Annotated in this window: 13 protein-coding genes and 1 pseudogene; 8 read left to right on the forward strand and 6 right to left on the reverse strand. The window is 72.4% G+C overall.

Annotated elements, in window-relative coordinates; translation table 11 throughout:
• Nucleotides 1-354 precede the first annotated feature (354 nt).
• Nucleotides 355-786, forward strand: a complete 432-nt coding sequence (locus KBI5_RS07245; protein WP_011434562.1) for a MarR family transcriptional regulator — start codon at nt 355-357, stop codon at nt 784-786.
• Between the two features lie 36 nt (nt 787-822).
• Here the strand turns inward: KBI5_RS07245 and KBI5_RS07250 are convergent, their stop codons facing one another.
• Entirely contained in the window at nt 823-1836 is a 1014-nt protein-coding gene (locus tag KBI5_RS07250) for a Gfo/Idh/MocA family oxidoreductase (protein ID WP_023840617.1), read from the reverse strand.
• 207 nt (nt 1837-2043) lie between these two features.
• Here KBI5_RS07250 and KBI5_RS07255 point away from each other — a divergent pair, with 207 nt between their 5' ends.
• On the forward strand, nt 2044-2697 hold the full coding sequence (locus tag KBI5_RS07255; protein WP_240724172.1) for a 2'-5' RNA ligase family protein: 654 nt from the start codon (nt 2044-2046) through the stop codon (nt 2695-2697).
• On the opposite strand, the gene KBI5_RS07260 is transcribed toward KBI5_RS07255, so the two are convergent.
• Both KBI5_RS07260 and KBI5_RS28650 read right to left on the reverse strand, forming a co-directional pair.
• Complete coding sequence (locus tag KBI5_RS07260) at nt 2664-3179, reverse strand: winged helix-turn-helix domain-containing protein (RefSeq protein WP_011434565.1); 516 nt, start codon at nt 3177-3179, stop codon at nt 2664-2666. The two genes, KBI5_RS07255 and KBI5_RS07260, sit on opposite strands and share 34 nt — an antisense overlap.
• 357 nt (nt 3180-3536) lie before the next feature.
• Nucleotides 3537-3617, reverse strand: coding sequence for a putative leader peptide (locus KBI5_RS28650; protein ID WP_347272474.1), 81 nt, complete (start codon nt 3615-3617; stop codon nt 3537-3539).
• A 206-nt stretch (nt 3618-3823) separates the two neighbouring features.
• Between KBI5_RS28650 and KBI5_RS07265 the strand changes: the two genes are divergently transcribed.
• A complete protein-coding gene (locus tag KBI5_RS07265) occupies nt 3824-4738 on the forward strand; it encodes a sulfotransferase (protein WP_011434566.1) in 915 nt (304 codons plus the stop codon).
• A gap of 57 nt (nt 4739-4795) precedes the next feature.
• Nucleotides 4796-5134 carry a DUF2530 domain-containing protein gene (locus KBI5_RS07270; RefSeq protein ID WP_085014752.1) on the forward strand — a complete coding sequence of 113 codons (339 nt, stop codon included), beginning with the start codon at nt 4796-4798 and terminating at the stop codon, nt 5132-5134.
• 28 nt (nt 5135-5162) lie between these two features.
• Here the strand turns inward: KBI5_RS07270 and KBI5_RS07275 are convergent, their stop codons facing one another.
• On the reverse strand, nt 5163-8702 hold the full coding sequence (locus KBI5_RS07275; protein ID WP_198537565.1) for a molecular chaperone Hsp90: 3540 nt from the start codon (nt 8700-8702) through the stop codon (nt 5163-5165).
• A 187-nt stretch (nt 8703-8889) separates the two neighbouring features.
• Between KBI5_RS07275 and KBI5_RS07280 the strand changes: the two genes are divergently transcribed.
• From KBI5_RS07280 to purM, 3 genes are all read left to right on the forward strand, one after another.
• Entirely contained in the window at nt 8890-9702 is an 813-nt protein-coding gene (locus KBI5_RS07280; RefSeq protein WP_011434569.1) for a sterol carrier family protein, read from the forward strand.
• A gap of 247 nt (nt 9703-9949) precedes the next feature.
• Complete coding sequence (purF, locus tag KBI5_RS07285) at nt 9950-11584, forward strand: amidophosphoribosyltransferase (RefSeq protein ID WP_085014755.1); 1635 nt, start codon at nt 9950-9952, stop codon at nt 11582-11584.
• Nucleotides 11581-12690, forward strand: a complete 1110-nt coding sequence (gene purM, locus KBI5_RS07290; protein ID WP_011434571.1) for a phosphoribosylformylglycinamidine cyclo-ligase — start codon at nt 11581-11583, stop codon at nt 12688-12690. The genes purF and purM overlap by 4 nt, the downstream gene beginning before the upstream one ends.
• A 249-nt stretch (nt 12691-12939) precedes the next feature.
• Here the strand turns inward: purM and KBI5_RS07295 are convergent, their stop codons facing one another.
• A complete protein-coding gene (locus tag KBI5_RS07295) occupies nt 12940-13146 on the reverse strand; it encodes a DUF3073 domain-containing protein (protein WP_011434572.1) in 207 nt (68 codons plus the stop codon).
• Between the two features lie 364 nt (nt 13147-13510).
• A complete protein-coding gene (locus tag KBI5_RS07300) occupies nt 13511-14581 on the reverse strand; it encodes a Glu/Leu/Phe/Val dehydrogenase dimerization domain-containing protein (RefSeq protein ID WP_011434573.1) in 1071 nt (356 codons plus the stop codon).
• Between the two features lie 260 nt (nt 14582-14841).
• Between KBI5_RS07300 and KBI5_RS07305 the strand changes: the two are divergent.
• A pseudogene (locus KBI5_RS07305) lies at nt 14842-15066 on the forward strand (hypothetical protein); the annotation flags it as partial.

Here is a 15066-nt window from a genome sequence, read left to right on the forward strand (position 1 = left end):
CGGAATCTCACCGAACAAGCGTCGCACATGGCGACCGGGGGTTTCGAGGGTTCCCCCCTAATCTCCCGGCGGCAACCCCCCGAAGAACTCTGGAGCTGCCCCCGAAGCCAGCGGTGGCATCGAAGGTGGAGGCTGGGAGAAACGGGTCGGTGTCCCTCGGGGACCGGGCCTTCGGGGCCGGGTCTTCGGGGCCGGGTCTTCGGGGTCGAGCCTTCGGGGCCGGAGCTCGCGAGAGGCCGCCTGTGGTGGTGGGTCGGCTGCCGCTGGGGGGTGGCCGGCCCACCTCCTGCTGTTTTCGGCGGTTCACCAGAATGTCATTCGTTTCTGAGTGTCGCTAACGAGTACCGTCGTGAGATGGAGACCGAGACGGCACGTGAGGCCGAACTCGCGTCCGCGCTGCGCCTGTCGGTGATGCGGCTTTCCCGGCGCATGCGCCAGGAGCGGTCGAGCCGGCTCACCCCCACGCAGACCTCCGCGCTTGCCACGCTGGAGCGGCACGGCCCCATGACGCTCGGGGAGATCGCCGCCCACGAGCGCGTCCAGCCGCCGTCGATGACCCGGGTGATCGCGCATCTGGCCGTCACCGGGCTCGTCGAGCGCCGGCCGCATCCCACCGACGGCCGTCAGGTGATCGCCGAGGTGACCGAGGCGGGTCGAGCCCTGCTCGAGGACGACCGTCGGCGCCGGGACGAATGGCTGACCGATCGGCTGGCCGAGCTCTCACTCGAGGAGATCGCCGCGCTGAACCGCGCCGCACCGATCCTGGACGCGCTTGCCGGCTCGTAGGCTGCCCGCCGATCCGAGCATCGTTCCGACCGCCGTTCAGAGCTCCACCCAACCGCCCTGCTGATGGGAGGTCTGCGCGGCGGCCATCAGGTGGTTCGCGGTGAGCAGGTCGTGGAAGGTGGCGCCGCGGACCAGCCGGGCGTCGTCGAGTTCGGTGGCACGCACCACGTCGTAGGTGGCCTCCATCAGCCCCGGCCGGGAGGTCGGCACGGTCGGCATCATCAGATCCCGGATGCCGCTGCCGTCCTGGCGGCGGACCAGACGGCCCCGGACGACGATGCGTCCGGAGTCGCCGCATACCGTGAGGGTGGCTGTGCCGAGGTTCCCGCCCATCTGCTCGTTGATCAGGACCGTCGCGCCGCTCGCCGCCAGCAGGGCCAGCGTCACCGGTGCGTCCGGGGTGAGCGCCGGGGCGGGCATCGCGGCCGGATCGGCGCAGACCGCGAGGATCTCGCCGCACCAGCGCATCGCCAGATCGATGATCTCGACTCGCCCGGCGGGCCCGTTCGGCGCGCCCACCACGGTCATCTGGGTGAGCCGGCCCAGGGAGGGAACGGTCGCCGCGACGTGGGTGGCAGCCGGCCAGGCCCGCCCGTCGAGCGCGACCACGTGGGCGAGATCACCCTCCTCGGCGAGGTCGGCGACCGCGCGCAGGGCCTCGGCCTCGACGGTCGCCGGCCCGGCCAGGAGCACGTGCAGGCCGATCTCGGCCGCTTGCCGGGCGACGATGTCGGAGGCGGGCGGCGGCATCTCCACGCAGACCGCCTCGATGTCGTCCGAGAGCAAGGTGAGCAGATCGGCGTACGCCCGTCGGACACCCGCCTCGGCGGCCCAGGCCAGGGACTCCAGCGGCTCCGGGGCGAGGAGACCGACGACGTCGACCCCGGCATCGCGCAGCACCTCGGCGGTAGTGCTGTCCGAGCCGTCGGTGACCAGGGCCATCGCGAGGGGCAGGTCCGGCTGCCGCCGACGCACGACGCGCCGCAGCTCCCGCCAGGCCTGAGAAAGGGCGGGATCGCGCGGCGGCACCAGATCGGGGAGCGTCGTCACAGCATTGATAGTGCTCCCCGTCCGGTGGCGAGGGTCGCCGGTCAACCCGATTGTCGCCGAGAACCGATCGGAGGCCGAGYGCTCGCCATCCGAGCCCGGAGCAGGTCCGTGCCGCACTGTTCGTCTCGTCCCAGGGAGACTGTCGTCTCGTCCCAGGGAGAGGGAGCCTGTCGTTCCAGGGAGGTTGAGCTGGCAACCAGACTGTTCGTGGCGGCCGTCCCACCCCCCGAGGTCGCCGAGGCGCTGCTCGCGGCCGTGCGCAGGACGCGCGCCGCGGCGGCGGATCTGCGCTGGACCACGCCGGACCAGTGGCACGTCACGTTCGCCTTCCTCGGGCCGGTGCCGGACGACCGGCGCGCCGAGCTCGGCGTGAGACTGGCGCGGGTGGCACGCCGGCACGGCCCGTTCGCCGTCGAGACGGTCGGCGGCGGACGGTTCGGCGATCGGGTGCTGTGGACCGCGGTGCGGCAGCCACCGCCGGTGACCGCGGACGCATCCGTCGACGGCATTGCCGCGGCCGCCGGTGACGTGGCAGGCTCGCGAGCCAGCCCACGCCTGACGGCGCTGGCGGTCGGGGTCCGGCGGGCCGCCGAGCGTGCCGGGGCGGCCCGCCGGAACACCCGTCCGTTGCGCGCACATCTGACACTCGCCCGGGTGCCGAACGGACGCGGGCGAGCACTGGAACCGCTCGTCGAGCTGTTGCGTGCCGATGTCCCACCGCTGCCCTGGAGCGTCGAGCGGCTCATCCTGATGAGCAGCTCGGGCGGCGGCGAGTCCGGATCATCCCCCACCTACCGGGCGGAGACGGTCTGGGACCTCGTCGGCGGTCAACCGTCGGTCGAGGGATCCGCCGGGCGGTAGCGGTAGCCCACGCGGCGGATGGTCTCGATGCGGTCCCGGTGCTCCGGGCCGAGCTTGCGCCGCAGCCGCGTCACCAGGACATCCACCGTGCGGATGTCGGGAGCCGACTCGTCGTCGACCTGATGGCCCCAGACCGAGCAGAGCAGTGCCTCCCGGCTGTACGCCTGCCCGGGATGGCGGACGAAGAAGTCCAGTACCTCGAACTCCAGGTAGGTCAGCTGCAGGGTCCGGCCGTCAACGGTGGCGAGCCAGGCGGTGCGGTCGACCCACACCCCGCGCTGGGGCGGCGGCGCGATCTCCCACTGGCCGGTCCGGAGGCCGGCGTCGGGCGTGTGCGTGGGCGCCGTCGCGGGCAGGGACGGTCTCGGCAGGGACGGTCTCGGCCGGGACGGTCGTGGAAGGGACGCCGCCGGAACGGACGCCGCACGGGAGGGCGCGGTGTGGGGCGTCCGGTACGGGAGGACGGTCGTCTGCGGGGGCATTGCTGGCCTTTCGGTCAGGTTTCTCTCGGTCACCGAAGATCGGGTGGGCGGCGAGATGCCGTCGACGTGTCAGCGTTCTGGCCGGTGGGTCCGCCGGGTACGCGGCGCGGTGGCGCGAAGATGGTGGCGGTGTCTCTCACCGGCGGCGGCGGGGGAGGGCGGGGCCGATGTTGTTCGGGGGAGGTCGGCATGTGCAGCTACCAGCGATGACGCTGCCCGGTGGGGCTTTCCTGGCGATGCTTGCCGGTTCGCGCGAGACGAGGCAACGTCGGTTGACAGACGGTGGCGTGCCCTGGTGCGGCGTCCGGACCGACTGACGCTTCGTGAAGCGCCGTGCGGGAGGTAGGCGGCTGCCCGTCAGGCCGCCGGACAGGCGGCCGAGGCAACGCGGAGCAGATCAATGTGGCCCCGGGTGACCAGGATCAGCCGCTTCAACACAAGAGCAACGGAAGCACACTGCTCCGGTGGTCGCCAAGCATTGAAAAGTATGACTTATCTCACCTCTTGGTCTTTCGGTGGAATCCGTGGTGCATGACGCCGGCCGTGGAGGTCCCGGGATATCCATCTTCCCGATGGAGAAGCGTGAATATACTCACGGACTGTTCCAGGAACYGCGGCCGGGGACGTCAGGAACAGGAGATGCCGTGGCTCTGCCTGATTTCTTCGTGATCGGTGCTCCCGACGCGGGTACGGAGGTCCTGCACGAGGAACTCGGCCGCCATCGATCCGTCTTCATGTCCGAGATCCCGCAACCGGGGTACTTCCTGGCCGGGCGCATCCTGGAAAGCGGGCTCGACGTCACCACGGCAGGCCGGGCCGGCGTCGTCTGTTCCGTTTGGGACAAAGCCGGCGGGAGTGCCGGTCGTCCGGGCTGTGTGGCTCGCGCCGGGCCGGGCGAGCGATCACCTGTCCGTCGGCGATCCGACTACGAGGCGCTGTTCGACGCGGCTCCGGCGGGTGCGGTGCGCGGCGAGAGCACCCCGTACTATCTCGCCGACTTCACGGCGCTGCGGCATATTCACGAACTGCTTCCCTACGCGAAGCTCATCGTCGTTCTTCGTGATCCGGTGGAGCGGGCCTATGCGAACTGGGTCCGGATGCGGCTGGCCGGTCTTGAGGACCTCGACGATTTCGAACGTGCCGTGGCCGCCGAGGCCGCCCGGACGGCCGCGTGCTGGCCATGGCCGTGGCGCTACCTGGCCCTGGGCAGGTACGGCACGCAGCTGCAGCGGCTGTTCACGCTGTTCCCCCGCGAGCAGGTACTCCTGACGGCGCACCGCGATCTGATCGGGGATCCCGCCGCCGTCATTCGACGGGCCCACGGTTTCCTGGGGGTCAAGCTGGGGGTCAAGCTGGGGGTCGAGCGCCGAGGCCGTCCCGGGCCACCCGGGACGTCCGTGCCGACGCCCCCGTCCGTGCCGGCCTTCCCGGCCCCCCGGCTGGATCCGGCGATCGGGGCCCGGCTGCGGGACGGGTTCCGTTCCGATATCGCCCTGCTGAGCGACGTGACGAGACGCCGGTTCGACGAGTGGCTCGTCGAACCGGCGGACGACTCCTGACTATCATCCCGGCCGCGAGCAGCCCGGCCGCGAGCCGAGAGGGTAGCGTCGAGCGGGATGAGCGTCTCAGCAAGCAGCGATTCCACGGGTGGTGCGCACGCCCCCGAGGTACCGCCCGTCCCGGAGGGCGGCGAGCCCGCCGCGACAACCCGCCCGTCCGCGCCCGAACCGTTGCCCTACGACGGGGTCGCCTCCGTCGCGGTGGGAACCGTGCTGTGGGCCATCGCCGCGCTGGTCATGGCGTTCTTCCTCGACGACCTGCGGGGCGATGGCCGGCTCTGGTGGTTCGCGACGGCGATCTGCGGCTTCGTCCTCGGGCTCGCCGGCCTGTGGATCGTGATCCGCCGCCGCAACCGGCTGCGGGCGCGGGGAAACCCTGACCACGCGGATCGATAGTCCGGCGACCGGAACCCACCGGCGCGGCTCAGGTCTCGTCGAGGTCGTCCTCCGCGGCTCGGAAGGCGGCACCGTCGGGGTCGCGCAGCGCCGCGGCCAGCRCATGCCGCCGGTCCCACTGCCCGCCGCGCCAGGCCAGGGCCCGCGCGAGCGCGTCCGAGCCGGCCTCGGCATCCACGTGGATCTCGCCGCCGATCCCGCCGAGTACCCGCCAGGGCACCCGGGTTGGCCGGCCGGCGAGATCCTCGACCAGCAGCGGGTCGTGAACCCGGTACGGTGTGCCGTCCGGTGCCTGCCGGGCCTCGCCGGGGCCCGCCGAGGCGATCTCGCAGGTGCCCGCCTCGGCGGTGAGGCGCACGCCGAGGACGTGGGCCACCTCGGCCGCCCGGTCCAGCGGGAGACGCAGCCCGAAGCGGTCCGCGCCGAGCAGCCCCAGCATGTCCGGTGCGTCCACCACGACGACGTCGGCGCAGGCCCGGACGCCGTCCGGGGTGCGGACGGTCAGCGGCGGGTCGAACCGCCCGTCGTGGGCGGAACCGTCCGGCGCCGTCAGGACCCGGGCCACCGCGTMGACCGCGGCGATGTACAGCGTGCGAGCCGCGGGCCACGGCACGTCCCGGTCAACGTCGCCCAGCCGGTCGAGCAGGTCCATCACCGCGCCCAGGTCGCCGAGGACGTCCTCCAGCGTCAGCCGGCAGCCGAGGTGGCGCAGGAACTCGTCGTCGACCCCCGGGAGCGGTGCCGCCGGCGCGAACAGCCCGGTGAGCAGGGGGTCCGCGTCGGGTAGGACGAGCTCGCCCGGAGGCAGAACCCTGCTGTCCCGGTGCGCCGGGTGTTCCGCGGAGCGCTCCGCCGGGTGTTCCGCGGAGCGGGGCACCCGGCCGTCGCCACCGACGGGCAGCACCGCGTGCCGCGCCAGCCACCAGCGCGTATAGGACGGCTCGGGGGCGAACACGATGTCCCGCAACGGTGGTCGGGCGAGCTCGGCGAGCGCCTCGGGCCAGGCGGTCCGGTCGACGAGTTCGAGGTCGCGTACCGCCGCGAACACCCCGATCATGGCGGGTGCCGGTGGCCCGCCGGGAGGCGGCCGACGCAGGTTCGCCGAGCCGCCCGGCGCGCCGTGGTCGTCCGCCGCGACGTCGTCAACCCAGATGTCGCTGTCGTCGAGGTCAAGCAGGATCTGCTCGTCGGGATCCAACGGCAGGTCGTGGGCGTGCAACACCCCGAAGGTGCGCAGCACACCGACCTTCGCCAGTACCTCGGCGGGCCAGGCCCGCGCGACCTCGGCGCTCAGGGTGCCGAAGGGCGCGTCCTCGGCGAGCACCCGATCCAGGGGGCCTCCCTGGATCAGCAGCTCGCCGGCCGGGGTGAAGTCACCGTCGCCGTCCGGCAGCAGCAGCTCGTCGAGCCAGCTCAGGTCGGCCGCGGACTCCTCGCCCGCGTCCCGGACCAGCGCCAGCACCGCGTTCGCCAGGGCGGTGAGATCATCGGGATCGTCCTCCGGATCGGCGTCCAGGACCGCCTCGCGTACCGCCGCATCCCTTAGGACACCCGCTGGAGTGCCCTCAAGCGCGCCGAGGGTGYGCAGGGCATCCCGCGCCGCGTCCTGGGCGCAGGCGTCAGGATGCACGACCCGCAGCGGCAGCCCCGATCGGGCCAGCGCGACGATGTCGAGGTCGGCGGTGGGCAGCAGGGTCCCACGCGGACCGGTGACCATCCGCGTCCGCAAGGCGCTGGACCCGGCTGCCCCGCGCGGCTCGGTGTCCTCCCAGGGCGCGGGAACCTCCGTGACCGGTASCGGAAGCGCGCCGAGCGCATCCCGGTCCGGCGCCCCGACCAGGAGCGGATAGAGACGTCCCCACCAGTGTGGCGGGCGGGGCACCCCGGAGAGCAGCTCGACTAGGGCGGYGCTGTCCACCCGTCGAACGCCCAGGGCGGAGAGTGCGGTACGCCACCGGCGGGCCGCATAGGCCGCCGGGAGCAGGCCGGGAACCTGCCCATCGACCTTCGCCGCGACGGTGTCGTCGCTATCCGGACCCGCCCCGTCCGTGCCGGCGATCTCGGCCGGGTCGGCCTCGGTCCAGGCCTCGGCCGGGTCGGCTCCGCAGGAGCGCAGCAGCTCGGTGACCGCATCGGTCGCGGGGCCGAGATCGCAGACGGAACAGTCCCGGCCACGCAGACCGGCGGGCAGCATCGCCGCGTCCGGGAGAAGTCGGGTCAGCACGTCCCGTAGCCTGCCGTCGACTTCGCCCACCGGCAGCCCCGTCGGCACGAGGGCCAGCGCGGCCAGCGGGTCGCCAGGTGTCTCGGCTGGGTTCCTGCCGGCGTCTGGGTTCCTGCCGGCGTCTGGGTTCCTGCCGGCGCCCAGGTATTCGGCCAGCGCCACGGTGGCCGCGCTCAGCTGATCGGTGAGCCAGTCTCGTAACGGACCCGATACCGTGTGTCGACGCGAGGGATCCAGTGGCAGCTCGACGCTCGCCAGGATCGGCAGCGAGATCGGTTCGTCCGTCGGCTGAGGTGCCCGCACGACCCGGGCGACGCCCTCGGGCCATCCGCCGTCGCGGACCATGACCCGGGCGGTGAAGCGGTTCCGGCCGCGCTCCTCTACCGGGCGGTCGGCCAGCAGGTTGGCCGGGATCACGCCGCTACGGGCGATGCCGCGCCAGCGCTCGCCGTCGAGATCGGCGATCTCCACGCGGGTCGCCGTCACGCCCGGCGCGGGCTGGGATGAGCCGCCCCCGCGGATCCATCGACAGGTGATCGTCCGAACGGCCCCGTCGACGTCAACCACGATCTCGCTGGGACCGCCGAGGACGAGCGGCAGGGTCGGATCGAGCCCGGCCAGCAGATCCCGGGCCGCCGTGGCCGCCGCGACGTCCCGCAGCGGGAGGCGGATCACGGTGTCGTACCCGTCCGGCGGTGCGGGCGGCGCGGGAAGATCGAATGGCAGCCGGAGGATGGGTACCGCCCCGTCGCGCCGGGCCAGTTCTTCGGTCAGGCCCGGCGCCGGCGTCGTGGTGCCGGCGCAGCCCACCCCCGCGGCCGTCACGGCCTTGATCACCCTGCTCTTCGACCAGGTGACTCCGGACGCCCTCCCGCCCGGGCGGGACCGGGAGACGATCGAGGGATCGTCGCTCACCGCGAGCACTGCGGCGAACCCRGCGCCGAACCGCCCTACCGACGTGGTGTCCCGTTTCGCCGAGGCACGCAGGGTCGACAGCGCCTCCACCCCCGCCGGGCTCAGCGGTGCCCCCGTGTTGGCGATCTCCAGCAGGCCCCCGGGACCGGCGCCGGTCTTCGAAGCATCCGGAGCATCCGACTCCGAAGCGGAGGTGCGCAGCCGCAGGTACACCCGGGCCGGGACGCCGGCCTCACGCGCGGCGTCGACCGCGTTCTGCACAAGTTCGACGACGAGGCGGTCGCGGTAGGCGCCGAGAGCCGCGTCCTCCTCGGCATTGGCGTCTTCCCGGAAGCGGGCCGGGGAGGCGGCCCAGGCGTCAAGAACCCGCTGCCGGATCGCGGCGGTTGCGTACTCGTCGGCGGGAGCGCGCGGGATCGTCACTGGCACCCGTCCATACTCGTCTTCCTGCCCGGCAGGGCGGGGGATCGGGTCCGGCACACCGGCGCGCGCGGACAGCCGGATATAACTGCGTACCGTTTTGTACCGGTTTGTACTAGGTGTTATCGGGTGGTGCCTGGTGGTATCTGGCAGGTGGGCTATCCGGCCGGGACGCGGCGCCGGGCAGGATGGAGGGGTGCCACCCCGCGGACGCCGCCAGGATCCCAGGGCGACCGGTACCGAGCTGGCCGCGACGTTGGCGGACCAGTGGCAGCGGATCGTCGATGCGGTGAGTGTCCTGCCCGACGGGGCCCTCGGGGTGCCGAGTCCGCTGCCCGGCTGGACGGTCGGCGACCTCGTCCTGCACGTCTCCCGCTCCGCGTCCGCGCTCACCGAGGCCCTGGCCCCCGCGGTCCCGGCGTCCCGGCGCACGACGGATCTCGTCACGGCGAGGGATCTCGTCACCGCGAGCGGCTACCTGACGGGCGCCGGAACCCGGACGGAGGCCGTCGCGGACACCGCCCGCTCGCTGGCGGCGAACCGTGGGCCGGCCGAGATCAGAGGCCGGCTGGCCGGCGAGGTGTCGGCCGCGGTGGCCGCCATGGCCGCGGTGACTCAGGAAGCGGTGGTCCCGACGCCGGGCGGCCCAATGCGACTGGCGGAGTTCCTGCGCACCCGAGCGGTCGAGGCGGTGGTGCACGGCCTCGATCTAGGCGTCACGCCGGTCCGGGATGCGCTCAGGGCGGCGACGAAGGTGTTCGCGGAGATGTTCGCCGAGCGGGCACCCGGACGCTCGGTGGAACTGCGGGTGCCGCCGTTCACAGCCGTGCAGATCGTCGAGGGTCCACGCCATACCCGGGGCACACCGCCGAATGTCGTCGAGGCCGAACCCGTCGCCTTCGTCCTGCTGTGCGCGGGCCGCCTGCCGTGGGCCGAGGCGGTGGCCGACGGCCGGGTCGCGGCCAGCGGCGAGCGCGCCGACCTCAGTTCCTACCTGCCCCTCCTGTAGATGCGGGTTGGCTGGTCCGGATGATCTACCAGGGACGATCTGGTCCGTCCGGGCATGCGCGCACAACGGCCGATGCGCGTCCTCACTGCTAGCGTGGTGGGAGGTAGCTGCCGGGGTGAGGCGGTGGTCGGAGTGGTCGGCGCGTCTCGGCACGTCAGCGGACGAGCCCGGCACCTCTGTGGTCCCGCATGGTCCCGCGCGAGATCGTCCGCATTCTTCGGTGTCCCTGACCTGTCGAGGAGTCCTGGTGCCAGACGTCGCACCCCGCTTCGGCGCCACCCCCGGATGGGAATCAGACCTCTCCGACGAGCCGGGGCCGCGTGACGCCTGCGGTGTGTTCGGGGTGTGGGCGCCCGGTGAGGACGTGGCGAACCTGGCCTACTACGGTCTGTACGCGCTGCAGCACCGCGGGCAGGAGGCTGCCGGCATCGCGGTCGGGGACGGTCGGACCGTGGTGGTCTTCAAGGAACTGGGGCTTGTCGCTCAGGTCTTCGACGAGGTCACCCTGTCCAGCCTGAGCGGCCATGTGGCGGTCGGTCACACCCGGTACTCGACGACGGGCTCCTCCACCTGGGAGAACGCCCAGCCGTCGTACCGCACCGCCCGCTTCGGCGGCCCCATCGCGCTCGGGCACAACGGCAACCTCACCAACATCGTCGAGCTCGCGCGGACGCTCGGCGCGGAGCGGGACCGCCTGCGGGCGACCACCGACTCGGACCTCATCACCGCCATGCTCGCCGACCATCCCGGCCCGACCCTCGTCGACGCGGCGATGGACGTGCTGCCCCGCCTGACCGGGGCCTTCTCGCTGGTCTTCTCGGACGCCTCGACGCTGTATGCCGCCCGGGACGCGCACGGGATCCACCCGCTCGTGCTCGGCCGGCTCGACGGCCATCCCGACGGCGCGTGGATCATCGCCAGCGAGACGRCCRCCCTCGACATCGTCGGCGCCACCCTCGTACGGGAGATCGTTCCCGGCGAGCTGGTCGTCATCGACGCCGAGGGGGTGCGTTCGCGCACGTTCGCCCGGCCCGATCCRCACGGCTGCCTGTTCGAGTACGTCTATCTCGCCCGCCCGGACACGTCGATCGCCGGACGTTCCGTGCACGCCACCCGGGTCGATGTTGSCCGGCAGCTGGCCCGCGAGGCGCCGGTGGAGGCCGACCTGGTCATCCCCGTGCCGCAGTCCGGGGTACCCGCCGCGGTCGGCTACGCGGAGGAGTCGGGTATCCCGTTCGGTGAGGGCCTGGTCAAGAACTCCTACGTCGGGCGCACCTTCATCCAGCCCTCGCAGACGATTCGGCAGCGCGGGATCCGGCTCAAGCTGAACCCCCTGCGGGATGTGATCGAGGGGCGTCGCCTCGTCGTGGTGGACGACTCGATCGTCCGCGGCAACACGCAGCGCGCGCTGGTGCGCATGCTGCGGGAGGCCGGCGCCGCCGAGGTCCACATCCGGATCTCCTCGCCGCCGGTACGGTGGCCCTGCTTCTACGGCATCGACTTCGCGACCCGCGCCGAGCTGATCGCCAGTGAGGCGGGCATCGAGGAGATCAGAGCCTCTCTCGGGGCCGACTCGCTGGCCTACGTCTCGTTGGAGGGCCTCGTCGAGGCCTCCCGCCAACCGGCCGGCACGCTCTGCCGGGCCTGCTTCGACGGCGTGTACCCGGTTCCGCTGAACGATTCCGACAAGCTCGGCAAGCATCGGCTGGAGGCGACGGGCGGCGCGGAGACCACCGAGGACATGATCGCCGAGGCGTTGCGGCGCGGCGTGACGCTGGGCATGAACGGTGCCGATCCCTCCCCGGACAACCACGACGCCGAGCCTGAGCCCGAGCCCGATCTTGAGTCCGAGCCCGAGCCGGCCGGGGTGAGGCCCGCATGAGCGGTGGATTGAACTCGTACCGGGCGGCCGGGGTCAACGTGGCCGCGGGCGAGCGTGCCGTCGAGCTGATGCGCGGTCACGTCGCGCGCGCGATCCGGCCCGAGGTCGTCGGTTCGCTCGGCGGATTCGCCGGCCTGTTCGCGCTGGATACGGCGCGGTACCGTCGGCCGCTGCTCGCCTCGTCGACCGACGGTGTGGGCACCAAGATTGCCGTTGCCCGGGCCCTGGACACGCAYGACACCGTGGGCATTGATCTGGTCGCCATGGTTGTCGACGACCTCGTGGTGTGCGGCGCGGAGCCGCTGTTCCTGCTCGACTACATCGCGTGCGGCTCCCTGGTCCCCGCGCGCGTGGCCGAGATCGTCTCCGGCATCGCAACCGGCTGCGAGCAGGCGGGGGCGGCGCTGGTCGGCGGGGAGACCGCCGAGCACCCCGGGCTCATGGGTAGCGACGACTACGACCTGGCCGCGACGGGGGTCGGGGTCGTGGAGGCCGACGACGTRCTCGGGCCGGAGCGAGTCCGGCCCGGGGACGTGGTGGTCGCGATGGCATCATCCGGCATCCACTCCAACGGCTTCTCGCTCGTACGGCATATCTTGTTCGGTCCTGTCGATTCTGGCCAGCCCGGTGGGATTCCCGAGACCGCGCGGGAGGATCTGGAGGCATACGTCCCGTCCCTGGGGGGCACGCTGGGCACGTCCCTGCTGGTTCCGACCCGCATCTATGCTCGGGACTGCCTGGCGCTGGCCGCGGCTGTCGAGGTGCACACCTTCGCCCACATCACCGGCGGCGGTCTCGCGGCGAACCTCGCCCGGGTCATCCCGCCGGGCCTGCTGGCCACGGTGGACCGGGCGTCGTGGTCAGTGCCCCCGATCTTCGGTCTGCTCGCCGAGCGCGGCGAGGTGACCCAGGCGGACATGGAAGCCACCTTCAACCAGGGAGTCGGCATGGTGGCGGTCTTGCCGGCCACCGCGGTCGCCGACGCTCTCGCGCTGCTCGCCGCGCGGGACGTGCCGGCCTGGGTGGCAGGGGAGGTCGGCACGGCGGACGCTCCGGAGCCAGCCGGCGTGGCCAGGGCCCGGCTCGCCGGCCGGCATCCACGCTGAGGCGGCCCGTCCGGGACAGCACGTCCGGGACAGCACGTCCGGGCAGGGCAGCCCCTCCGGGCAGGTTGGGCAACCTGTCCGGGCAGCCTGGGCTGATCAGGAGTGAACTGGCGAAGAAGCATGCAGCGCGGCCAACATCACGGCAGCACGTTATGGCGGTGGGAGCCCGGGCCTGAGCCCGGACGACCACCGTCGGCGACGACCACCGCGGTGAGCCTGCCGCGGTGAGCGACTACCGAAGCGACGCTGTCAGCGGGAGGAACGTCGATCGTCCTCGTCGTCTGCGTAGGCGTCGTATCCGTAGTCGTCATCTACGTACGAGTCGTCGTTGTTGTTCTCGCGCGTCGAGCCCGCGCCCAGATCCGCCTTCAATCGGTCGAGATCCATAGTGGGCGAGTTGTACTTGAGCTCGCGGGCGACTTTCGTCTGCTTGGCCTTAGCTCGGCCGCGCCCMATGGCTCGACCCCCTCGAACATGACGACGGGGACCCGCCCCGGTGCTCTCACTGTCTCGTGCTTCCCGAGACTACAGGGACCGGAGGCTTCTCGGCACGCCAACCCGACAGTTGCCTGTCCCCGGACAAGGTGTCCGCGATCGGAAACGGTGTATGAACCCGCTTGTCCGGTGGGTTCGATCGGGGATATCCGCTCGTCCCCGCCGTCGGCGGCCCGTTTGACGGGGCCTGGATGTGATCACCGTCACCTGTTCCCATTGACGTTCAGGCCTCCGCCGGGCGGGTGATCGTGCCTCGCCTCACGGTGTGCCTCGCCTCACGGTGTGCCTCGCCTCACGGTGCGTCTCGCCCCATCCGCGGTCGGCGTCAGGGCAGCAGGATCCCCCGCAGGCGTCCCACGTCGGTCATGCGGCGTTCGGCGAGCCGCTCCGCGGCCTCGGTCGGGGTCACCTCCTCGGCCTCGGCGAGGCGGAACACCTCCGAGGTGGTGTCGAAGATCTGCGCGGCCCTGGCCCGGGCCCGCTCCGGCGAGTAGCCCTCGATCTCGTCCGCGACCTGGATCAGGCCGCCGGCGTTGACCACGAAGTCGGGGGCGTACAGGACTCCGGCGTCGGCGAGCTGCCGCCCGACCTCGGGCTGCGCGAGCTGGTTGTTGGCGCCGCCGCAGACGACGCCGGCTCGCAGCCGGCGGACGGTCTCCGCGCTCAGCGCTCCGCCCAGCGCGCAGGGGGCGTACACGTCGATGTCGAGGTCGAGCAGATCGTCCGGGTCCGGCACGGTCTCGGCCGCCGGGAACTCCACCCGCAGCCGGGCCAGGGCCACCGGGTCCACGTCGCCCGCGACCACCGAGGCGCCGCTGTCGAGGAGATGCCCGACGAGCCGCCGCCCGACCTTGCCGACTCCCGAGACCGCGACGCGGCGCCCCGCCAGGCTCGGCGTTCCCCACCGGTGCCGGGCGGCGGCGCGCATGCCCTCGAAGACCCCGTAGGCGGTCAGCACGCCGGAGTCGCCCGAACCGCCGTGCGCCGGTGACCGTCCGGTTACCCACCGGGTTTCCCGGGCGATGACGTCCATGTCCGCCACATAGGTACCGACGTCGCAAGCGGTGATGTATCGGCCGCCCAGTGATGCGACATGGCGGCCGAAGGCGCGCAGCAGTGGCTCCGACTTCGCGACGGCCGGATCACCGATGATGACGGCCTTGCCGCCGCCGAGGTCCAGCCCGGCGCAGGCGGCCTTGTAGGCCATCGCCCGGGACAGGGCGAGGGCGTCCGCCAACGCGACTTCCTCGTCGGCGTAGGGGTGGAAGCGGGTACCGCCCAGCGACGGCCCCAGCGCCGTCGAGTAGATGGCGATGATCGCGTGAAGACCCGAGGGACGGTCCGAGCACAACAGCACCTGCTCATGGTCACAAACGGCGCTGAACAGGGACGACATGGCGCACCTCTCTCCTCGGGGCCTTCTGGGGGCCTTCTGGGGGCCTCCGTGGGGCCCGTGGCCCCCACCGCCCTGATCCCGCGCGCGGGCCAACCACCCCGCGCCGCGCCCAGGGCCCGCAGATCGTGTCCTGGCGAACCCTACGGCGCCGGTAGGCCGGACGGCTTGTGTGTGGACGTGCCAGGATCGAGGCATGCCAGGATCCAGGGCATCCGCGTGGGTGTCGTCGGTCGGATCGCGCGCGGTAAGTGGGTCCTGAGGTGCCCGTCGTCTCCCCCGCGGCGTATCTGCGGGTGTACGAACCGCTCGCTGCCTTTCCCGCGGCCGAACGTGGCCGCTGGCAGCGTTACGCCGCCGCGGGGCCGCCTTCGCGCCGGGCCGGGACCCGCCGGGAGCGGGTCCTGGCGCTGGTCGCGACCGTCCATCCCACCCTTGACGTCGCCGACGAGTCGGCCTTCGTCCAGTGGATCGACGGTCTGATGTTC

The sequence above is a fragment of the Frankia sp. KB5 genome (assembly GCF_002099325.1).
Taxonomy (GTDB): Bacteria; Actinomycetota; Actinomycetes; order Frankiales; family Frankiaceae; genus Frankia; species Frankia casuarinae.